The organism is Serratia sp. H402Y, assembly GCF_051172415.1.
Classification (GTDB): domain Bacteria; phylum Pseudomonadota; class Gammaproteobacteria; order Enterobacterales; family Enterobacteriaceae; genus Serratia; species Serratia ureilytica.
The window spans coordinates 1,931,667-1,951,241 of record NZ_JBPIYZ010000001.1 but is presented as its reverse complement, the minus strand read 5'-3'; the positions used below and the strand labels follow the sequence as shown (position 1 = coordinate 1,951,241).

At 58.1% G+C, this 19,575-nt stretch carries 19 protein-coding genes and 1 pseudogene; 8 read left to right on the top strand and 12 right to left on the bottom strand.

Going from position 1 to position 19,575, the window contains the following annotated elements:
• Nucleotides 1–64 precede the first annotated feature (64 nt).
• The 5 genes from ACSBQS_RS09550 to ACSBQS_RS09530 are packed head-to-tail and all read right to left on the bottom strand — an operon-like array spanning nt 65 to nt 6,220.
• A complete protein-coding gene (locus tag ACSBQS_RS09550; protein ID WP_116286259.1) occupies nt 65–1,072 on the bottom strand; it encodes a substrate-binding domain-containing protein in 1,008 nt (335 codons plus the stop codon).
• A 33-nt stretch (nt 1,073–1,105) separates the two neighbouring features.
• Complete coding sequence (locus ACSBQS_RS09545) at nt 1,106–2,143, bottom strand: ABC transporter permease (RefSeq protein ID WP_033643291.1); 1,038 nt, start codon at nt 2,141–2,143, stop codon at nt 1,106–1,108.
• Nucleotides 2,144–2,161: 18 nt separating this feature from the next.
• The gene (locus tag ACSBQS_RS09540; protein WP_405053201.1) at nt 2,162–3,670 is read right to left on the bottom strand and encodes a sugar ABC transporter ATP-binding protein; all 1,509 of its coding nucleotides are present in this window, start codon (nt 3,668–3,670) and stop codon (nt 2,162–2,164) included.
• A complete protein-coding gene (xylB, locus tag ACSBQS_RS09535; RefSeq protein ID WP_197666140.1) occupies nt 3,664–5,181 on the bottom strand; it encodes a xylulokinase in 1,518 nt (505 codons plus the stop codon). The genes ACSBQS_RS09540 and xylB overlap by 7 nt, the downstream gene beginning before the upstream one ends.
• 4 nt (nt 5,182–5,185) lie before the next feature.
• A complete protein-coding gene (locus tag ACSBQS_RS09530; RefSeq protein ID WP_103101075.1) occupies nt 5,186–6,220 on the bottom strand; it encodes an NAD(P)-dependent alcohol dehydrogenase in 1,035 nt (344 codons plus the stop codon).
• A 228-nt stretch (nt 6,221–6,448) separates the two neighbouring features.
• Here ACSBQS_RS09530 and ACSBQS_RS09525 point away from each other — a divergent pair, with 228 nt between their 5' ends.
• Nucleotides 6,449–7,003 (top strand): D-lyxose/D-mannose family sugar isomerase, encoded by a 555-nt coding sequence (locus ACSBQS_RS09525; RefSeq protein ID WP_042784691.1) that lies wholly within the window; start codon nt 6,449–6,451, stop codon nt 7,001–7,003.
• A 71-nt stretch (nt 7,004–7,074) separates the two neighbouring features.
• Nucleotides 7,075–8,076: a LacI family DNA-binding transcriptional regulator gene (locus tag ACSBQS_RS09520; protein WP_033643286.1), complete on the top strand. Its 1,002-nt coding sequence runs from the start codon at nt 7,075–7,077 to the stop codon at nt 8,074–8,076.
• Nucleotides 8,077–8,113: 37 nt separating this feature from the next.
• Here the strand turns inward: ACSBQS_RS09520 and ACSBQS_RS09515 are convergent, their stop codons facing one another.
• Nucleotides 8,114–9,073 carry a DMT family transporter gene (locus ACSBQS_RS09515; protein WP_434990375.1) on the bottom strand — a complete coding sequence of 320 codons (960 nt, stop codon included), beginning with the start codon at nt 9,071–9,073 and terminating at the stop codon, nt 8,114–8,116.
• Between the two features lie 91 nt (nt 9,074–9,164).
• On the opposite strand from ACSBQS_RS09515, the gene ACSBQS_RS09510 reads away from it, so the two are divergent.
• The gene (locus ACSBQS_RS09510) at nt 9,165–10,031 is read left to right on the top strand and encodes a LysR family transcriptional regulator (protein WP_172755781.1); all 867 of its coding nucleotides are present in this window, start codon (nt 9,165–9,167) and stop codon (nt 10,029–10,031) included.
• A 12-nt stretch (nt 10,032–10,043) separates the two neighbouring features.
• On the opposite strand, the gene ACSBQS_RS09505 is transcribed toward ACSBQS_RS09510, so the two are convergent.
• Nucleotides 10,044–10,202, bottom strand: coding sequence for an amidohydrolase family protein (locus ACSBQS_RS09505; RefSeq protein WP_232092536.1), 159 nt, complete (start codon nt 10,200–10,202; stop codon nt 10,044–10,046).
• A 4-nt stretch (nt 10,203–10,206) separates the two neighbouring features.
• Between ACSBQS_RS09505 and ACSBQS_RS09500 the strand changes: the two are divergent.
• Both ACSBQS_RS09500 and ACSBQS_RS09495 read left to right on the top strand, forming a co-directional pair.
• Nucleotides 10,207–10,530 (top strand): annotated as a pseudogene (locus ACSBQS_RS09500) (LacI family DNA-binding transcriptional regulator); the annotation flags it as partial.
• A gap of 173 nt (nt 10,531–10,703) precedes the next feature.
• Nucleotides 10,704–12,590 (top strand): hypothetical protein, encoded by a 1,887-nt coding sequence (locus ACSBQS_RS09495; RefSeq protein WP_434990372.1) that lies wholly within the window; start codon nt 10,704–10,706, stop codon nt 12,588–12,590.
• 449 nt (nt 12,591–13,039) lie between these two features.
• Here the strand turns inward: ACSBQS_RS09495 and ACSBQS_RS09490 are convergent, their stop codons facing one another.
• Complete coding sequence (locus ACSBQS_RS09490; protein ID WP_033643283.1) at nt 13,040–13,336, bottom strand: YciI family protein; 297 nt, start codon at nt 13,334–13,336, stop codon at nt 13,040–13,042.
• Nucleotides 13,337–13,512: 176 nt separating this feature from the next.
• Between ACSBQS_RS09490 and ACSBQS_RS09485 the strand changes: the two genes are divergently transcribed.
• Nucleotides 13,513–14,166 carry an epoxyqueuosine reductase QueH gene (locus ACSBQS_RS09485; protein ID WP_033643282.1) on the top strand — a complete coding sequence of 218 codons (654 nt, stop codon included), beginning with the start codon at nt 13,513–13,515 and terminating at the stop codon, nt 14,164–14,166.
• Between the two features lie 235 nt (nt 14,167–14,401).
• Nucleotides 14,402–15,145 (top strand): TonB system transport protein TonB, encoded by a 744-nt coding sequence (tonB, locus tag ACSBQS_RS09480; RefSeq protein ID WP_033643281.1) that lies wholly within the window; start codon nt 14,402–14,404, stop codon nt 15,143–15,145.
• Between the two features lie 70 nt (nt 15,146–15,215).
• Here tonB and yciA read toward each other — a convergent pair whose 3' ends face one another.
• Together yciA and ACSBQS_RS09470 are read right to left on the bottom strand one after the other, a co-directional pair.
• Nucleotides 15,216–15,644: an acyl-CoA thioester hydrolase YciA gene (yciA, locus tag ACSBQS_RS09475; RefSeq protein ID WP_004932085.1), complete on the bottom strand. Its 429-nt coding sequence runs from the start codon at nt 15,642–15,644 to the stop codon at nt 15,216–15,218.
• Between the two features lie 76 nt (nt 15,645–15,720).
• Entirely contained in the window at nt 15,721–16,260 is a 540-nt protein-coding gene (locus ACSBQS_RS09470) for a septation protein A (RefSeq protein ID WP_033643280.1), read from the bottom strand.
• Between the two features lie 221 nt (nt 16,261–16,481).
• On the opposite strand from ACSBQS_RS09470, the gene ACSBQS_RS09465 reads away from it, so the two are divergent.
• Entirely contained in the window at nt 16,482–18,185 is a 1,704-nt protein-coding gene (locus tag ACSBQS_RS09465; RefSeq protein WP_434990368.1) for a SulP family inorganic anion transporter, read from the top strand.
• A gap of 50 nt (nt 18,186–18,235) precedes the next feature.
• Here the strand turns inward: ACSBQS_RS09465 and ACSBQS_RS09460 are convergent, their stop codons facing one another.
• On the bottom strand, nt 18,236–18,988 hold the full coding sequence (locus tag ACSBQS_RS09460; RefSeq protein WP_033643278.1) for a YciC family protein: 753 nt from the start codon (nt 18,986–18,988) through the stop codon (nt 18,236–18,238).
• A 34-nt stretch (nt 18,989–19,022) separates the two neighbouring features.
• Nucleotides 19,023–19,463 (bottom strand): YkgJ family cysteine cluster protein, encoded by a 441-nt coding sequence (locus ACSBQS_RS09455; RefSeq protein WP_033643277.1) that lies wholly within the window; start codon nt 19,461–19,463, stop codon nt 19,023–19,025.
• Nucleotides 19,464–19,575 lie beyond the last annotated feature (112 nt).

Sequence of the window (19,575 nt, the reverse complement as noted above, 5' to 3'; positions counted from 1 at the left end):
GGCTTTTTTTTGCCTGCGGCAAGCTTCGGAGCAAAGGCCCCCTGAGTACAGGGGGCGCCGGACATTACTTGCGCGCGTCCAACAGTTGCTGGGCATTCTCTGCGGTGACGACGGTCCACGGAATATAATAATGCTTCTGCGTGCCGCCCTCCCATTTCAGATCTTTGGCGTACTGTTTCCAGATATCCGACTGTGGTTGATAACTTTCCCCTTTCACGGCGCGCAGCGCGACGTCGATGGAACCCTGCATCTGGCCTTTGGCATCTTGCAGAATAGAGACCATTTCACCGGCCTGCACCGCATGAATCGCGTCAGAGACGCCGTCAACGCCGGCAATCGCGAAGTCCTTCACATTCAGGCCGGCGCCTTTGATCGCTTCGATAGCGCCCAGCGCCATCTCGTCGTTCTGGCCAATCACGCCGTTGATTTTACCCCGGTGTTTCTGCAGCCAGTTTTCCATCAGCGGCTGCGCTTCCGCGCGTGACCAGTTGGCCGTTTTGCGCTCAAGTACCGTGACCTGGCCGGCGCCGCACTCGGCAATCGCTTTATCATTGCCTTTGCCGCGCTGGATCTCGCCGCTGCCGCCTTTCGGGCCTTCGATAATCACCACGTTCACCTTCCGGCTCTTGCAGTCGAGTTTGTCCAGGACGGCTTTGGCTTCCAGATACCCGCCCAGCTCGTCATTAGACACCACTTCAGACGTCATCGCGTCCGTGTTCAGGCGCGCGTTGGTGACCACCACCGGAATTTTGGCTTCGTTGGCATTGGTGACGATATCGATATTGGCCTCAAAATCCATCGGGTTGACGATAATGGCATCGGCGCGCGTCTGGATAGCGGTGGCGGCCTGATCGTTTTGCACCGATGCATCATAACGCCCATCGTAGAAGGTCAGCACGGCTTCGCCGCTTTTCACCGCCGGGTGTTCCTTGCCGAACCTTTCCATCAATTGCACGAACTCGGCTTTGTTGCCGTACATCAATACCGCGATTTTTACCGGGGCGGCCTGAGCCGCCGACAGGCTGCCGAGCATCATGGCAGAGGCAAACAACGCTATCTTGGTCTTATTCATGGTTTTCTCCTGGTAGAGTTGGGTCTGATGTTATTAATCGCGCTGTTGCTTACGCGATGGGTCGAGCAATACGGCAAGAACGATCAATGCGCCTTTGATAATTTGTTGGTAATACGATTGCACGCCGAGCAGATCGAGGCCGTTATTCATCACCCCGATAATCAGCACGCCGAAGAAAGTGCCGACCAGCGTACCGACGCCGCCGGCCATGCTGGTGCCGCCGATCACCACCGCCGCGATAGCGTCCAGCTCATACCCAGCGCCGGCGTTGGTTTGCGCCGAACCGGTGCGCGCGGTGAGGATCAGGCCGGCGATGCCGGCCAGCGCGCCGCACAGCGTATACACCAGTATTTTGATGCGCGTGACGTTAATCCCCGAGGTGCGCGCGCTTTTCGGGTTGCCGCCGACGGCGTAGATGTAGCGCCCGAAGAGGGTTTTATTCAGCACGAGCCAGGCGAGGGCGAACAGCACGATGAAGATGATGACGGGCACCGGAACGCCGCCGACATAGCCATTGCCTAACCAGCGGAAATCGCTGTTCAATTGCGATACTGGATTGCCGTTGGTGGTCAACATGGTTAACCCGCGCGCCGCGGAGAGCATGCCCATGGTGACGATAAACGGCTGCAACCGGTAGCGAGCCAACACGGTGCCGTTCACCAGGCCGCAGACGATGCCGATCCCCAGCGCCACGATCAGCGGCGCCATGACGGCGGTCGCGGTATCGCCGATAGCCAATCCGCTATTGTTGGTGGCGAAACGGGCGGCGACGATGCCGCTTAACGCCAGCACCGAGCCGACGGAGAGATCGACGCCGGCCGTGATGATGACGAAGGTCATACCTATCGCCAGAATGCCGTTGATCGAGACCTGGCGCAGTACGATCAGGGTGTTTTCATTGCTGAGAAAATAATTGCTGCTCCAGGCTCCCTGGGCGACCTGATATTCGCCAATCAGCGCCACGATCAGGCACAGCGCGAAAAAGGCGATGATAATGCCGTATTTGTGCATACGGCGCTTATTGCGGGTGAAAAATGACATTCCTGGTGATAAGGAGTGGGCGCTGCTCATTTTGTTTTTCTCTCTCTGTTAAACCGCAAGTTTCATCAGTGCTGCCTGAGTCGCATCGGCTGCCGCAAGCTCGCCGGCCAACTGCCCGTCACGAAACACCAGGATGCGATCGCTCATGCCGATAATTTCCGAAAGCTCGGAGGAAACCATGATGATCCCCTTGTTTTGCAAGGCGAACTCCGACATAAATCGATAGATCTCTTTCTTGGCGCCGACGTCAATGCCGCGCGTCGGCTCGTCGAGCAACAACACCTCCGGATCCAACAGCGCCCAGCGGCCCAGCACCACTTTTTGCTGGTTGCCGCCGCTCAGGTTGCCCACGGGCTGTTCGCCATCGTGGGTTTTAACGTTAAAGCGCTGGATCATGTCGCGGGTTCGCGCCTGCTCCCGTTTCTCGCTGACGAACCCCATTCGGCTGATGCCGGCAAAAGAGGCGATATTGATGTTCTCACTGACGGAACGGCACAGCACCAGGCCGGTTTCCTTGCGATCTTCCGTCACGTAGGCAATGCCGCTGTCGATGGCCTCTCGCGGGGAATGGCGGTTCAGCGTCTTGTCGCCCAAGCGAATCGTGCCGGCGTCGGCATGCTGAATGCCGAAGATAAGATCGAGAAACTCGCTGCGGCCCGATCCCACCAGGCCGTAGATGCCCAGGATCTCACCGTGCTTCAGTTGCAGGCTGATATCCTTTATCTTGCTGCGCCAACACAGGCCGTTGACCTCCAGCAAGACCTCTTCGCCGGGTTGATTGAACTTGGCGAACTCGCTGTCGTACTCGCCGCCGATAATGTGTTCGATCAGCTGCTCACGGGTAATGTCAGCGATATAGCCTTCATGGATATAGGCGCCGTCGCGGAAAATGGTGTAGCTGTCCGCGATTTGGAATATCTCGGACAAACGGTGGGAGACGTAGATAATGCCTTTACCTTTCGCCGCCAGTTGCTGAAGCGTATGAAAGATTTTTTGCGCATCCTCTTCGCCAATCGCCGAGGTGGGTTCATCCATGATGATGATGTCGGCATTGGCGTGCGACAGCGCTTTGGCGATCTCGACCAGTTGCTGCTCGGCGACGCTCAGGTTGCGCATTTTTTCTCGGGCGTCGATCTTGAAATCAAGTTCCTCGAGCAGACGGGTGGTGCGTTGGTTGAGTGTCGCAAAGTCGACGAAACCCAGGCGTCTCGGCTCGCGGCCCAGCCAAATGTTTTCGGCCACCGTCAGATCCGGGATCGCGCTCAGCTCCTGCTGCACGATGGCGATGCCGGCATTGAGGGCTTCCCGGGGATGATGAAATTCACAGCGTTGCCCATTGATAAAAATGTCGCCGCCATCGGGTTGAATAAAGCCCATCAGAATGCTGAGAAAGGTGGATTTCCCCGCGCCGTTGCCGCCGCACAGGGCATGGATGGATCCGCGCCGCAGGCAAAACTCGGCGTTCTTGAGCGCCACGACCGGGCCAAAGGCTTTCCTGACGCCGCTGACTTCCAGCAGGTAGGCAGGGGCTTGCGTATGGGGATCTCGCGTCACGATTGAACCTCCGGGTATGTCCGCTGCAAACGCTGCAGGTACCGTTGATAAAGCGTCTCGTATTGCGTTTGCCTGTCGGCGTTTGGCGTCGTGCGCGTGGCTTCATCCAGGGAAACGAAGCGTTGGCACAGTTCTGCCAAGAGCCCGGTGGCGTTCTGGTGCGGGCGATCGGCCAACGACGTCGCCCACATCGCTTGAATGGCGCCGCCCAGCGCGGCGGTCTCTTTGACATTCAGGCAGACCACCGGGCACCCCATCACGTCCGCGACGATTTGTCGCCAGGCGGCGCTGCGGGCGCCGCCGCCGGTGAGGCGGATCTCGCGCGTTTCGATGCCCTGGCGGCGAAACAGCTCGATGCCATAGCGCAGGCCGTAGGTGGCGCTTTCAACCACCGCCAGGCAGAGATTGGCGCGAGTAAAATTGTCGCTATCGAGGTTATGCAGGCTGGCGCGCGCGTGGGGCAGCGGGGGAACGCGTTCGCCGTTGAAGAACGGCAGCATCTCGACGCCGCCGGCACCCGGCGCCGCCTGCGCCAATAAGCGGTTAAAGCCGTCAAGATCTTCGTCCAGCAGCGTCTGCATGGCCGTGGTGGCCGAGGTGACATTCATGGTGCATATCAAGGGCAGCCACCCGTTGGTGCTGGAGCAGAAACCGGCAATCATGTCGGATTCCGCCACGACGGGCGCGGCGGACCAGGCGAATAGCGTGCCGGAGGTGCCGAGGCTCAGGGTAACGGTGCCGGCCTCGATGTTGCCGGAACCGATGGCCGCCATCATGTTGTCGCCGCCGCCGGTCGAGACCCGAACTGCCGGGCCAAGGCCGAGCTTTTCCGCCGCGAAGGGGCGCACCGTGCCGATGTAGCATTCCGCGCTTTTGAGCGGCGGCAGGGCATGCCATAAACGGCCGCTGTCATCGATAAGATTGACGGCGGCTTGACTCCAGCTACGGGCGCGCACATCGAACAGCCCGGTGCCGGAAGCATCGCCATATTCCGCTACACGCTCCCCGGTCAACCAGAAGTTCAAATAATCATGCGGCAGCAGCACGGTGTGCAGTTTTGCCCAGAGCGCCGGATGGTGCGTCTTGAACCAAAGGATTTTTGACGCGGTATAACCGGTGGCGAGCCGCAGGCCGAGCTTGTCCAGCGAACCCTTGGCGCCGCCGAGCCGCTGCAGCAGCAGTTCGTTTTCCTCCGCGGTTTCGGTATCGCACCACAGCTTGACGCTGTGCAGCACGTTGCCATCTGCGTCCAGCGGCACAAATCCATGCTGTTGGCCCGAGACCCCGAGAGCGTTAATTTCCCCGGCATCAATACCGGCGTTAGTCACGGCTTGATGAAACGCGGTGACCAACGCCTCAATCCACCAGTCGGCCTCTTGCTCGCGCCGGCCATTGGCTTGGCTGATGAGGCGGTGAGGGGCGCTGCCCTCACCGAGGATCACGCCCTGTGTGCTGTCGACAATCACGACTTTCGTGCCTTGCGTACCGCAGTCTATGCCAGCATAGAGCGCCATAGGATCACTCCATTTCCAGCATGATTTTGATGTCCGAGGCATGTCCCGCCGCCGCGCGCTCGAAGGCGGCCACGCTGTCGGAGAATTTGTAGGTTTGGCTTATCAACGGCTGGACGCGCAATTTGCCGCTGCTCAACAGCCGCAGCGTGCGCGGATACATGTTGGCGTAGCGGAAAATGGTCTTGAAGGTGATTTCCTTGGCCTGCGCTGCGACGATATCCATCGGCGCGGCGTCGATCGGCATGCCGACCAGCACGGCGGTTGCCCCTGGCGCCGCATGTTCGGCCAGCGTAGCGATAGCCGGTTTTGCGCCGCTGCATTCAAACACGATATCGACGCCATTGCCGCTGGTGAACGCAGCCACTTTACCCGCCAGGTCGCCGGTTTTGATATTGACGGCGTGCAGCCCTTCATAGCTGGCCGCCACGGCGAGTTTCTCGTCAAACAGGTCGCAGATAATGACGTCCGAGCAGCCACCCGCCAGCGCCGCGAGGGCGGTGACCACGCCGATCGGCCCAGCGCCGATCACCAGCGCGATATCGCCGGGTTTGATCCCGGCTTTGGTGGCCGCTTGCATGCCGATGGCCAGGGGTTCAACCATGGCGCCTTCAGCGAAACTGACGTTGTCCGGCAGTTTGAACGTGAATGCGGCGGGGTGGATGACGGTTTCGCGCAAACAGCCGTGCACCGGCGGCGTCGCCCAGAAGCGAACGGCGGGGTCCAGGTTGTAAATCCCGGCGCGCGTCTGCGCCGAGTTGAGGTCGGGAATGCCGGGCTCCATGCAAACGCGATCGCCGACGCTGAGGTGAGTGACGTTTTCACCTGTCGCAAGCACCACGCCGGCGGCCTCATGGCCGAGCACCATCGGGGCTTTGACCACAAACGGGCCAATGCGGCCATGCTGGTAATAGTGCACATCGCTGCCGCAGATGCCCACGGAATGAATTTTTATCTTTACATCGTCGGGCCCCAGCGTTTCGGCCAGTTGGACGTCCTCGATAGCGATTTCCCCCGCTTTGGCCAGCACTAATGCTTTCATATTGCCTCCTGGTGAATCATTTTTATGGTAACGATATCATTTCAATGCGGCGATAGTGAGCTAATGCGGGTGGTTAAACTGTGATCAATGTTGGAATTACTCGACGAGAGTTAATTTTGCTGGCGGGTTGTTATTCAATATAGCGACGGTGGTCACAAAATCGGCGTGGCAATGACGGTTTTAATATCGGCCTGTTGATATCGATACCGTTACTTTGCCGGGGGAATGATGAACAAACAACAAAGCGCCAGAGCCGCTACGCTGGAGTATTTGCGCCAGGCGGACATTATCTTGACCGAAGAAGAACAGCAACGCATTGAAATTGCGACGTTTGGTCTGGCCGACTATCCCGCTTCCGGGTTGCAGCTGCTGACCTACGTCAACTCACCTCGGTATTGCGCGAAAGAGCTGGTGCTGTTTCCTGGGCAGACTTGCCCGGAACATTTACACCCTCCCTTTGCCGGCACGCCCGGCAAGCAAGAGACGTTCCGTTGCCGCTGGGGAGAGGTGTTTTTGTTTGTCGATGATGAAAGTCTGACGCCCAACGATCGCGGCGGCCAACCGGTATGCCGGGTGCCGGAGGGCGCGGAGCAGTGGTATACCTGTCATCGCTATATCCTCTTGCGGCCGGGGGAACAATACACCATTGCGCCCAATACCCGTCACTGGTTTCAGGCGGGGAAGCAGGGCGCGGTGGTGTCTGAGTTCTCTTCCGAGAGCCGTGACGAGCTGGATATTTTTACCGATCCGCGAATTAACCGTCTTGCCGGCGTAAACCATTAGCGCCAAGAACAAAGTTCTGTCATGATGCCGGGAATGATACAAAATGATACCTTCAAGCTAAGGAGCTGCATTTGGCCGTGGGTCGAGGACGGAAAGCGACGCTGGCTAGCGTCGCCGCACAGGCGAACGTCAGCAAAATAACCGCTTCGCGGGCATTTTCACAGCCGGACAAGGTCCATCCGGAAACGTTGAGGAGAATTCGGGAGACCGCCGCCGAACTCGGTTACGTGGTCAATGCCGCGGCGCGCAATCTGCGGGCGAAAAGCAGCAGAACCATTGGCATCGTCAACCCCGACATGGCCAACCCATTCTTTGGCGGCCTGACGCGCCTGATGACGCTTGAAGCGCAAAAGATGGGGTACGACACGCTGGTGTTCGACTCCTATGAGTCTCAGGAAAGCGAAGACAGGATCATCGACAAACTCATTGGCTACAACGTCGATGCGATTATTCTCTCGGTCATTTCCAACGATCATCTGTACCGGCCTTCCTACCTCAAACGTCTGGAAACGCTCAATATACCGGTGGTGTTGATCGATCGGGAATTGGAGAGTCACCACTGCAGCGGGGTGTATATTGATAATCTGGATTGCGGCCTTCAGGCGGGGCGTTGGCTTCTGGAACAGCAGGCGCAGCGGGTGGTGGTGATCTCCGGGCCGGAGAATTCCAACGTTGCGCGTGACAGGGTCACTGGCTTGCAGGCGGCATTGCAAGGGAAGGTGGCTTCGCTCGACGTGCGGTATGCCGATTTCTTTATGGATGTCGCCTGGCAAGAGACGAGCCGCTGGCTGGCCAATAACCCCGCCCCCGATTTTTTCGTCGGCTGCAATAACCAGATCTCGCTGGGCATCATCAAGGCCTGTATCGAACATCGGTTGCCGTTGATGCAGGACGTGTCGCTGTTCAGCATCGATGAGGTTTCACATGCCGAGATCTACGGTTTCCATTTCCCCTGTGTGTCACACGACTTGCAAGAGATCGCCTGGCAAGCGTTGAATCTGGCGATCCGCCGTATTGCCGATCCCGAGATAAAGCCGGGCAAGGTGGTGGTGCGGGGAAAACTCGTCGTGTAACGGTGCCGGCAACGTGTAGCCGGCATCTTCGTTAACCTTATCTGCCATTATTCATTTCAGTGCGTTCAATCCGGCCCCTCATCGGGGGGCGGATAAGCAGCCACAAGCCGCTCCCCGCCGTTGCTGCGCCCAGCAGCATGGGCCAGGAAAGGGGCTCATCGAACATTAACCCTGCCCAGCAGAAGGTGACGAAGGGGCTGAGGAACAGCAGGCTCGTCACACGCAATGCAGAGGTATGCCTAAGGCAGAACCAATACAAACCGTAACCGGCCAGGGTGGCCAAAAGCGCGGTCCAAAGCACGCCGATAACCAACCCTGTCGTCATGGTTGGCAGCAGCGGGCTTTCTGCGCCTGCCAGTGGGGCAAAAGCCAGCGCTGAAATCGCGCTTTGTATCCCCAACCTGGCGGGCAGGCTCACCGCTTGCGCCTGCGGCAGCCGTTGCTGCCACAGCGTCGCCAGTGCCAGTGACAGCATCCCCGCCAGCGGCAACAGGTAGCTCCACAATGGCGCACTTCCCCAGGAAATAGCACCGCCCGTCGCCAATATCACCCCGAGAGAGCCTAATGCCAGGCCGAGCCAGACGCGGCCATCGGGCAGCCGGCGTAGAAACAGCATGTTCAAGAGTGCGGTGCCGAGAGGGAGCAAATCGGCGATGAGCGCGGCCAACCCGGTCGGCACGCCGTACTCGATGCCTTTACTGACGCCGGTCAGGTATCCGGTCATGGCAAGCAGCCCGATCCCGGCATGAGCGGCTACCGACTGCGGCGAGGAGCGCCTGATGGCGCGAAGGCTAAACGGCATCAGCAGTAAAGCGACCACGACACAGCGCCAGAACGCCACCAGCAACACCGGCGCGTAATCGGCGGCGAAACGGATGCCGACAAAGCCCGAGCTCCAGGCGACGATCAGCAGGACTTCCGCTGCCGGCAACCAGACGGCGGCTTTGTCGCCCACCTTATCGCGGCAGGAAGGTGGACGAAATTCTGACAGGGGCATGGTGATCTTCTCCTTTTTCCCCAAGGGTAGTGAGCCGCTATAATTTAATAAATCGAATAATTTTCGTTCAGTTGTTTAATGGAGTTAAACCATGCGACCAACCCTGGACATTAATCTTTTGCGCACTTTTCACGCTATCGCCCGTTTGGGGCAATTTCGTGCGGCGGCGGCCTTTGTTCATCGCAGCCCAGCCGCGGTGAGCGTTCATATTCAGCGTCTGGAACAGGTCGTGGGCGGCCGCTTGCTGGAGCGCGACAATCAGTCCGTCGTGTTGACGCCCTTAGGCGACAAACTGCTGGCCTCGACGCTCGGGCTGTTGAATGCCCACGACGATATTCTGCGTGAGCTGCAGGGCGCACCGCTGAGTGGGCACATCAAGCTGGGAGTGCCTGATGAATACGCATCACATGTCATGCGCGATGTGCTGCCGGCGTTTGCCACCCGTTTTCCTGCGGTGATGCTGGAGGTTTCTACGGCCGCCAGCCAGGCGTTGGTTGAACAGATCGGACGCAACCGGCTACAGCTGGCGTTGGCGGTGCTGCCGATGGGGGGACTGCGCCAGATGCCGCTTGCGGTGACTGCGCCGGTTTGGGTTGGCGGCCGCCGGTTGGCGCTGGATATGGCCCAACCGATACCATTGGCGTTGCATGCCGCCGATTGCCCTTACCGAGAGGCTATGATCGATGCATTGAGCGGGGCGGGAAGGCATTGGCGAGTGGTTGTGAGCAGCCCTTCGGCCAGCGTGGTGGCTGCCGCCGTCGAGGCAGGATTGGCCGTCACGCTGCTCGACCGCGCACGCGTGACGGCGGCGATGCGGATCCTCGACGAATTGCCGTCGGTCGCTCCGCACGAAGTGCAGCTGCTGCGCTCTGCCGCTGCCGCCGGTCAATCGGCGGTGGCGATGCTGGAAAGCGTTATCGGTGAGTATTTTCAGGAGGGTGAACATATCGTGCAGTAAACGCGGCCAAACCTATGTGGGCCGCTTCACATCCTGCAGCCCAAACAGCGCAGCCGCATTGCGAACCAAAATGGCGTTCACGTCTTCCTCCGGCAAACCCGCTCGCCGGATGTCGTCGACCGTGGTTTGAAACAGTTCGCCCGGCTGGTACGGAAAATCGCTGCCGAACAACAGTTTCTGTATGGATGTTGCCTGGTAAGAGACGAGCCGTCGGCTGGCCAATAACCGCGCCCCGGACTTTTTCGTTGGCTGTAATAACCAGATCTCTCTGGGCATTATCAAGGCCTGCATCGAACATCGGCTGCCGTTGATGCAGGACGTGGCGCTGTTCAGAAGCGGTGAGGTTTCACATGCCGCGACCTACGGTTTTCATTTCCCGCGCGTGTTACACGACTTGCAAGAGATCGCCTGGCAAACGTTGAATCTGGCGCTCTGTCGTATTGCCGACCCCGAGATCAAGCCGGGCAAGGTGGTGGTGCGGGGAGAACTCGTCGCGTAACGGCATTTCTCTGACTTTGTATGGGGGGATAAAAGGAGCGGAAGGAGGCGTTACTTCCACTAGACCGGTATGTTCGGTGGGCAATAGAACAACACTCCCGCTATTGATGAGCGGTTCATTCGTTCATAGAGTTACATGGCTGTATATAAATACAGTAACACTATGAGGATAATATGATGAATACCTGCCCTGATATCGCTACGTTACGAAACACTCTTCCTGGCGCAGTCGGTGAATTGATCGCCGTGACCGCATACTATGGCGATTGGAATGCCAGCAATCGTCAGCCCCTCGGCGGCGGTATCTTCGTCGCCAAAGCACAATCGACACCGATGGATGATGGCGGGATGTTCATCCGCCCCAACGCCGCTTGGTTGTGGGTGCGCGTCCTGGACGTTGCCGGCACGGTGTCGCCCTATATGTTCGGTGCGAAAGGTGACGGTATTTCAGAGGATGCCGCTGCCATTCAAGCTGCTCACGATTATGCCAGTTCGCAGGCTGTATCCAGCGGTTCACGCGTATTGAAAAATGGGAATCTGCAGTTCGGGAGCGGGCAATTTAAATGTACGGAAACGCTGAAGCTGGATTTGAAAACCGTCGATTACGATTTCTCCGGCGCCTTGCTGGATTTTAGCGCCATGACACAGGGCAACGCCACCGAACGTAAAATCGCGATTCAATGGCAAAACAACGCCGGTTATACCCAGGGCAATCTCAGCGTGAAAAATTTGCGTATGATTGGCCCTGGCGCCAATTCATTTGTCGATGGCATGACGTTTTCTACTTCGCTCTCGGCTAGCTATGGTCGCAATTCGCTGACCTTTATCGGCGGAGGGATCGAAGGTTTTGCATATGGCATAACCGGTACTACCGATTTCTACTTCCTGCGCATGTATGGCTTTAGTTTCAATCACTGCGACATTTGCTATTACTTCCCCGACAATACTTCCAATTCCGGTGAAGAGATGAATTTCCACAGCTGCATTTTCGCTCAGAGCAATTGCGGTGTGAAATTACAGGGGGGCTACAGCTATTTCTTAAACTGTTCCTTTGATTACATTTACGGTAAGAATGGGCCGCAAACCTCAACCAGCCATGTCGGAAAGTATATGCATATCGAGGGGGGGCAACATATTTTCCGCGATTGTCACATTGAAGGCTATGGCCCGCAAAATTACATCCTTAACATCCCGGATGCCAAACGTTGCAAGGTCAACATTATCGGCGGTCTGTTTACCTTCAAAGCCGGCGGTAGCCCAACGGCTTATCCGACAACCTCTAACCCATTCTATGTGGGTGATTTGGCGCGAGTGGTCTTTGATAAGGTCAATATCGGTCAGATGCAACAAGGTGGTGACACCAACGTCAGTGGGTGGATTGATGGCACGGGCTCTGTTTCTTTGCGTAATACGCAATTGCCTATCTCCTGGCCCTATCTGCTAACTCAGGTGCGAACCGATGCCGCCGTACAGGATAACTGGCTGGATGGCACGACGTATAGCAACGGTAGCGACAAATGGACTGAGGAAGTTTGGGTTCTGCCGCCGGGAGGCGTTAATACGGTACGCAAATCTCGCTACGGGTGGGGTACGACTAACAGCACCAATTTCAGCCTTATTCGCCAGGCCGATTTCGTTTCATTGGGGCGCAACGCGGCCGCTGGAAATGGTGTGTTCCAGGCGGTGCTGGGAACCATCCGCCTGAAAGGTTACGGCAGCGTTATTCACCATGTTCGCGCCAACACTTACGCGGGTGATGGGCAACGCTGCCAGGTCAAAATCCTATGGGCGAAGCTGCGCGAATATGGTCCGCAACAAGACGTTGAACCCCAAATCCTCAAGCAGCAAACCGGTCACGTTTACACCTATCAATTTAGCGGCAATGAATCTGATCTGAAGAGCGTTATCATCCCAGGCCAAATGCAGGGTTATCCTACGCAGCCTCCTGCCTTCGAGCGAGCGCCGGACTGGGCTACGCACGCTTTCTTGCTTATTGACGTCACCGAAATGAAAAGCAACTTTGACTTGCGCATTACGGATGTTTACCTGCGACAGGTCTGACGCAGTTTCCCAACATTGACCGGTTCACGGCATGTCGCACATCCCGTTATTACGAGGGGTGTGCGACATTGGGGACGCAGCGTTTTGCACGGCTGTCGCTGGCCTGCGTGAAACACAACGTTAAAGAACCGTATTGTCCAGCTCGCGTAACGCAGCGTCGAGTTCGTGCTCGCTGCGGCCAGTGCCCAATTGCCGATAGGCGACGACTTCGTTCACGCCATGCGCTTGCAAAGATCCAGATACTCTGTGCTCCACAGGTGAGCGTGTACGTCGACTCGCATCATTCTCCGGAGTTCGCGGCGATGCCGCTGGTTCAGGAGAGTATAGGCGGGCGGCGCGTCAGCCCCTGGAGAGAAGGCATTTTTTCTACCGACGGGTTAGGGCAAGAGCACGCATTGATCCGGGAACGGCGCGCAAACGGGCGTTCCCGGTATTCGGAGGGCTGGAGATCAGAACACCTGCTTGAACGGCTTCACCGTCACGTCGGCGTAGACGCCGGCGGCGACGTACGGATCCTGCTGCGCCCAGGCCTGGGCTTCCGCCAGTGAGGCGAACTCGGCGATCACCGTTGAACCGGTGAAGCCGGCGGCGCCGGGATCGTTGCTGTCGATGGCCGGGTTGGGGCCGGCGACCACCAGACGGCCGGCGTCACGCAGCGCCTGCAGGCGCGCCAGATGTGCCGGGCGCACCGCCAGACGGTTTTCCAGTGAGTGGGGAACGTCTTGCGCGTAGATCAGATAAAGCATATTTCACCTGTAAAATCATGGCTATAAAACGGTGCTACCAAGGTAGCGCAAAAGGCGCGGCAGGGGAACGGCGCGCGGTGAATTTATGGGGGGGATTGGCGCTTATGCCTTGAAGCCGCTACTTTTTATTCGTATAGTGCGGCGCGCTTAAACAGATATGCCATTGAGGTGAGGACATGACGGAACTGGTAAGGGAAAAACTCGATTTGCCTGCGGGCAAAAGCAAACTGCTGCTGCATTCTTGCTGTGCGCCCTGTTCCGGCGAGGTGATGGAAGCGATCCAGGCGTCCGGCATCGAGTACGCTATTTTCTTCTATAACCCCAACATTCACCCGCAAAAAGAGTATTTGCTGCGTAAGGAAGAGAACATCCGTTTCGCCGAAAAGCACGGGGTGCCGATCATCGATGCCGATTATGACACCGACAACTGGTTCGAACGCGCCAAGGGCATGGAACATGAGCCGGAGCGCGGCATTCGCTGCACCATGTGCTTCGACATGCGTTTTGAGCGCACGGCGCTGTATGCGCATGAGCACGGTTACGACACCATCTCCAGCTCGCTCGGTATCTCGCGCTGGAAGAACATGCAGCAGATTACCGACTGCGGCATTCGGGCGGCGGAAAAGTATCCCGATCTGGTGTATTGGGATTACAACTGGCGCAAGAAGGGCGGCGCGGCCCGCATGATAGAGATCAGCAAGCGCGAACGCTTCTATCAGCAGGAATACTGCGGCTGTGTCTATTCGCTGCGCGACACCAACCTGCACCGCAAAGCGCAAGGGCGGCCGCTGATCAAACTGGGCGTGCTCTACTATGGTGATGAAGAATAACGCTTAATCACCGCAATCCACCCGCTACGGCGGGTTTTTTATTTTTTAGCGCCGTCTGAACGTTAACGAAGCGTGTTGATTCGGCGGTAAAAAAGCAACGTTCAGGTTAATATCCTTATGAGTTTGCTGGTTTTCGCCGCGGAGACTGACGATTAAAGCGATAGTTTGCCTTTCGTTATTGAATATGATTGCTATTTGCATTTAAACTTGGCGAACCAGAGGAAACAGAATCATTATGCCGCTAAAAAAGATGTTCCTTAATCGCCGTATATCCGTGCCTTTCGTCCTGTCCGTAGGCCTGCACAGCGCCCTGGTGGCGGGACTGCTTTACGCTTCGGTAAAAGAAGTGGTTGAGCTGCCAAAGCCTGAAGAGGCGCCGATCAGCGTCATGATGGTCAACACCGCCGCGATGGCTGAACCGCCGCCGCCTGCTCCGGCAGAACCGGAGCCGCCGCAGGTGGAACCTGAGCCGGAACCTGAACCAGAACCTATTGTGGAGCCGCCGCCGAAGGCGATTGTGAAACCGGAGCCGGTCAAGCCGAAACCGAAGCCCAAGCCAAAGCCGAAGGTAGAAAAACCGGTGAAACCGGAGCCGAAGAAGGTCGAGCCGCGCGAGCCTTCGCCGTTCAATAACGACTCGCCGGCCAAACCGATCGATAAAGCGCCGGTGAAACAAGCGCCCGCCGCGCCGGTACAGGGCAACTCGCGCGAGGTCGGGCCAAAACCGATCAGCCGTGCGGAACCGATTTATCCGCCGCGCGCCAGAGCCTTGCAGATCGAAGGCAACGTGCGGGTGCAGTTCGATGTCGACAGCGATGGCCGCGTGACCAACGTGCGCATCTTGTCGGCTGAGCCGCGCAACATGTTCGAGCGAGAAGTGAAACAGGCGCTGCGCAAATGGCGGTATCAAGCCAAAGAAGCGAAGGATCTTATCGTCAATATTCGTTTCAAGCTGAACGGCACCACCGAAATGAACTGATTTCGGTTTGCGCCAAGAAAAAAAGGGTCGCCTCGGCGACCCTTTTTGCATTTGCGGCGCAGCCGCAGGCTTACTCTTCGAAGCCGACGCGGAAATTCATTTTACCCTCAGGCAGCGCGCGCGAGTTGCCTTCCGCATCGACCGCCACGTAGGTGAACACCGCTTCGGTCGCCCGGTAGCGCTGGCCGATTGGGGCGGAGGAGACTTTCTTTACCCACACTTCGATATTGATGGTGATCGAGCTGCGCCCGGTGCGGATGCAGTGCGCATAGCAGCAAACCACGTCGCCTACCGCCACCGGTTTCAGGAAGGTCATGCCGTCTACGCGTACCGTCACTACGCGCCCCTCGGCGATCTCTTTTGCCTGGATAGCGCCGCCGATGTCCATTTGCGACATCAGCCAGCCGCCGAAAATATCGCCGTTGGCATTGGTATCGGCCGGCATCGCCAGCGTGCGCAGCACCAGCTCGCCGCTGGGTAAAGGTCGTTGTTGTGTCATAGCAGTCTGCTTTTAAAAGGAGGGAATCACATCATACTGCCCGCGGCAAGCGCCGCAGGCATTAACAAATTTGTAACTATTTTTTCTGTTCTGCCGGCATGTGCCGGTAAATATAGATGCCGCTGAGCAGGGTGAATACCAGCGTCAGCACCGTCAGGCCAAAGACTTTGAAATTGACCCAGACGCTTTGCGGCAGCCAGAAGGCGACATAGATGTTCGCCAGGCCGCAGGCCAGGAAGAAGAGGGCCCAGGCCAGGTTGAGGTTGCTCCACACTTTGTCCGGCAGCGTCAGCTCTTTGCCCAGCATGCGCTGAACCAGCGGCTTTTTGAGCACCCACTGGCTGATCAGCAGCGCCAGCGCGAACAGCGCGTAAATCACCGTCACTTTCCACTTGATGAATAAATCGTTGTGGAACACCAGCGTCAGGGTGCCGAACACCAGCACCATCAGGAAGGTGATCAGCGTCATCTTCTCGACCTTGCGGTATTTCACCCAGGTGAACACCAGCGCCAGCGCGGTGGCGACGATCAATGCGCCGGAAGCGACGTAAATGTCGTACAGCTTGTAAAAAGCGAAAAAGACAATTAACGGGAGGAAATCAAGAAACTGCTTCATAAATCAATCCATCATCTGTTCATCGGCCGACTATACCGGATTCGGCGAGTTCTGTGTACCGCCGGGCGCTGCCGATTATCGGCGTTTGGCCGGCGGATTTCTGCCGCGAAAGCAGGAATTTGCATAAACTTACGCAAGAAAGCACGGGCGCATTGCCAGCGCTGGCCGCAGATCGCATAGTAAGTGCCATAATAACCAGATAATTTACCGCGGAAAACAGCATGCAGTGGAAATCTCTCCAGGCCCTGACGCCTGGTTTGACGCATTTATTGGGCTATCAACGCAGTTGGCTCAAACCGGATATGCGCGCCGGTCTTTCCGTCGCCGCCGTCGCCTTGCCGGTGGCCATCGCCTATGCCGAACTGGCCGGGGTTAGCCCGGTGGTGGGGCTTTATTCCTGTATCTTGCCGATGGTGGCCTATGCGCTGTTCGGTTCGTCACGCCAGCTGATCGTCGGGCCCGATGCCGCCACCTGTGCGGTGATCGCCGCGGTGGTGACGCCGCTGGCGGCGGGCAATATGGAACGCCATTGGCAGTTGACCATCATGATGACCGCGATGATGGGCGGCTGGTGCCTGTTGGCCAGCCGGTTCAAGCTGGGGGCGCTGGCGGATCTGCTGTCGCGGCCGATCCTCAGCGGGCTGCTGAACGGCGTGGCGCTGACCATCATCGTCGATCAGATCGGCAAGGTGTTGGGGTTCACAGTGCGACCGGCGCAGCTGATCGAGCGCATCTACGCGCTGCCGGCCAACCTGTTGCACAGCGACTGGCTGACGATGGCGGTGTCCTTGCTGACGCTGGTGACGCTGCTCGGATTTAAAAAATGGCGGCCTAACTGGCCGGCGCCGCTGTTCGCCATCGTGCTGGCGGCGTTCGTCACCTGGGCGGGCGGATTGCAGCAGTATGGCGTGGTGACGGTGGGCGGTTTCAGCGGCGTGTTACCGATCGTCCAGTGGCCGGACTTTCAGCCCGGGCTGCTGCGCGACATGGTGATCCCGGCGCTCAACCTGGCGGTCGTGAGCTTTGTCAGCATGATGCTGACCGCCCGCAGTTTCGCGGCCAAAAACGGCTATGAGGTCAACGCTGACGCTGAGTTTCGCGCGCTGGGGATGGTGAATATCGTCTCCGCATTGTCGCAAGGCTTCGCCATCAGCGGGGCGGATTCGCGCACCGCGGTGAATGACGCCAACGGCGGCAAGAGCCAGCTCGTGTCGATCATCGCCGCCGCGGTGATCGCTTTCGTCTTGCTGTTCCTGATGGCGCCGCTGCAGTTTATTCCGGTGGCGGGATTGGGCGTGGTGCTGATGTATGCGGCTTGGTCGCTGCTGGATATTCGCGGCATCTGGATCTTGCGCCGCCGCAACGCGCAGGCTTTCCGCCTGGCGATATTTACCTTCCTCAGCGTCTTGTTGGTCGGGGTGATCAGCGGCATCGGGCTGGCGGTGTTGCTGGGGCTGATGCAGTTTCTGCACACCGTCTTTCGGCCGACGGAACAGCTGCTGGGCGTTAACGACGAAGGCATGATCCATTCCATGGGCAACAACAATGGGGTGAAGGCGGTGCCCGGCGTCATGATGTATCGCTTCAATTCGCCGCTGACCTACTTCAACGTGGCCTACTTCAAACGCCGCATTCTCAATTTGGTCGACAGTACGCCATTCCAGCCGCGCTGGGTGGTGGTGGACGCGGTGGCCAGCTTTACCCATGCCGATATCAGCGTGCTGGCGGCCATCGACGAACTGAAACGCGATCTGTTGCAGCGTAACGTCAAACTGGTGTTGGCCGGGCGCCGCACTGAACTGACGCGCTGGTTCCGCATCAATCGGTTGGGGCGGGACAAGGAGCTGATTTTGGTGCCGGATCTCTATCTGGCGCTGAAGCTGATTCAGAGTAAGGAACAGGCGGAAGCCGCCGCGGTGGGGTAAACAAAAAGGGGCGCGCCGAAGCGTGCCCCTGGGCATTTGTTGCGCCGGCGTCAGCCGCGCAGCAGCATATACAAACGGAACAGATAGATCAGCAGCAGGGCGGAGACCAGGTTGCTTAACGCGGTCAGCACGACGCTGGCCACGTTCGGCGTCAGCACTGACAGATGGCTCACTAAAAACAGCACCAGCAGCTTGGCCGCCAACCACAGCATCATCGCCGGCACAATCACGCGCGCATTGGCGAAGGCCAATTTGCTGCTCAGCTTGAGCGAAGCGAAGACGCCTTTCTTGTCGACGGAGGCGATCACCGGCGCCAACGCGAAGGCGATAGCCATGATCACGCCCGGCACCACGAACAGCGTCAGGCCGAGCTGGATCAGCAAGGTGCAGATAAACAGCAGCAGCAGCAGGCGCGGCAGATCGGGCGCCGAGGCGCCGAGCGCGCGCAGGGCGCTGGTGCGTTGCCCCTGAGACACCAGACGGATCAACGTCAGCATCCCACCGACCAGCAGCACGTTGCCGACCAGCGCGGAGAACGTGGCGGCGGCCGACACTTTCAGCAACACCATCTGCTGTTCCGGCGTCATCTGCTGGATCACGTCCTGAATGCCCATGCCGGTCGACGACGCGAAATCGCTGGTGGAGGCGGCCAGCGTCGCCAACTGTTCGGCATCGGGGCTGAAAGCTTGGTTCAGCAGCACCGAGATAAACGCCGTCAACAGCGCCAGCATCAGGATGCTGGCCAGTTGATTGCGTAAAAAGTTAAAACTGTCACGGTACAAAGCGTTGGCCGTGATAGGCATGCAGACTCCTTGGCGTCGAGAAAACAGAGATAAATCAGTGGGTGATTGTACCCTGTTCCACGCCGCTGTGGCACCCCGCGAATTGCACTACGTCTATTTCTTCAACGATCGTCGTCTCAGGCAACGACAGCGGCAAGGGCACCGGCAAGGGGGGCAGGCCGTAGCGTTCGCGAGCGCGATCGCAGGCTTCGTTGCGCAGGCCGTTTTCACCGGACTGATCGAACTCTCTGCACGGGCTGGGCCGATTAAGATAAATCGAGCACGACACGGCTTTGCCAATCTCGCCGTCCAGCGCGGTGCAGCGCGGAGACTTGCTGTTGGTCCCCTGCATGCAGCGCAGGAACGGGGTCAGAGGCTCCGTCAGGGAAAGGGGAACGGTGCCGCCGCCGTCTTCGGCTTCGGCCCAATAGAATGACACTCGAAAATAACCGCAGCATGCGCCGCAGCTGACACAGGGATTAAGGATTTCGCTCATCTTGATTGCCCGCCGACTCCTCACGGCACCAACCAAAACCAACACGGAAGATGAAATTACCTCAGCCGTATTTTTTTCCGCAACTGAAATTTGAACATGTAGATAATTTGCA

Excerpts from the sequence above, each read along its gene's own strand:
- ACSBQS_RS09550 (WP_116286259.1), bottom strand. The coding sequence starts at position 1,072 with ATGAATAAGACCAAGATAGCGTTGTTTGCCTCTGCCATGATGCTCGGC.
- ACSBQS_RS09545 (WP_033643291.1), bottom strand. The coding sequence starts at position 2,143 with ATGAGCAGCGCCCACTCCTTATCACCAGGAATGTCATTTTTCACCCGC.
- xylB (WP_197666140.1), bottom strand. The coding sequence starts at position 5,181 with ATGGCGCTCTATGCTGGCATAGACTGCGGTACGCAAGGCACGAAAGTC.
- ACSBQS_RS09530 (WP_103101075.1), bottom strand. The coding sequence starts at position 6,220 with ATGAAAGCATTAGTGCTGGCCAAAGCGGGGGAAATCGCTATCGAGGAC.
- ACSBQS_RS09525 (WP_042784691.1), top strand. The coding sequence starts at position 6,449 with ATGAACAAACAACAAAGCGCCAGAGCCGCTACGCTGGAGTATTTGCGC.
- ACSBQS_RS09515 (WP_434990375.1), bottom strand. The coding sequence starts at position 9,073 with ATGCCCCTGTCAGAATTTCGTCCACCTTCCTGCCGCGATAAGGTGGGC.
- ACSBQS_RS09510 (WP_172755781.1), top strand. The coding sequence starts at position 9,165 with ATGCGACCAACCCTGGACATTAATCTTTTGCGCACTTTTCACGCTATC.
- ACSBQS_RS09495 (WP_434990372.1), top strand. The coding sequence starts at position 10,704 with ATGATGAATACCTGCCCTGATATCGCTACGTTACGAAACACTCTTCCT.
- ACSBQS_RS09490 (WP_033643283.1), bottom strand. The coding sequence starts at position 13,336 with ATGCTTTATCTGATCTACGCGCAAGACGTTCCCCACTCACTGGAAAAC.
- ACSBQS_RS09485 (WP_033643282.1), top strand. The coding sequence starts at position 13,513 with ATGACGGAACTGGTAAGGGAAAAACTCGATTTGCCTGCGGGCAAAAGC.
- tonB (WP_033643281.1), top strand. The coding sequence starts at position 14,402 with ATGCCGCTAAAAAAGATGTTCCTTAATCGCCGTATATCCGTGCCTTTC.
- yciA (WP_004932085.1), bottom strand. The coding sequence starts at position 15,644 with ATGACACAACAACGACCTTTACCCAGCGGCGAGCTGGTGCTGCGCACG.
- ACSBQS_RS09470 (WP_033643280.1), bottom strand. The coding sequence starts at position 16,260 with ATGAAGCAGTTTCTTGATTTCCTCCCGTTAATTGTCTTTTTCGCTTTT.
- ACSBQS_RS09465 (WP_434990368.1), top strand. The coding sequence starts at position 16,482 with ATGCAGTGGAAATCTCTCCAGGCCCTGACGCCTGGTTTGACGCATTTA.
- ACSBQS_RS09460 (WP_033643278.1), bottom strand. The coding sequence starts at position 18,988 with ATGCCTATCACGGCCAACGCTTTGTACCGTGACAGTTTTAACTTTTTA.
- ACSBQS_RS09455 (WP_033643277.1), bottom strand. The coding sequence starts at position 19,463 with ATGAGCGAAATCCTTAATCCCTGTGTCAGCTGCGGCGCATGCTGCGGT.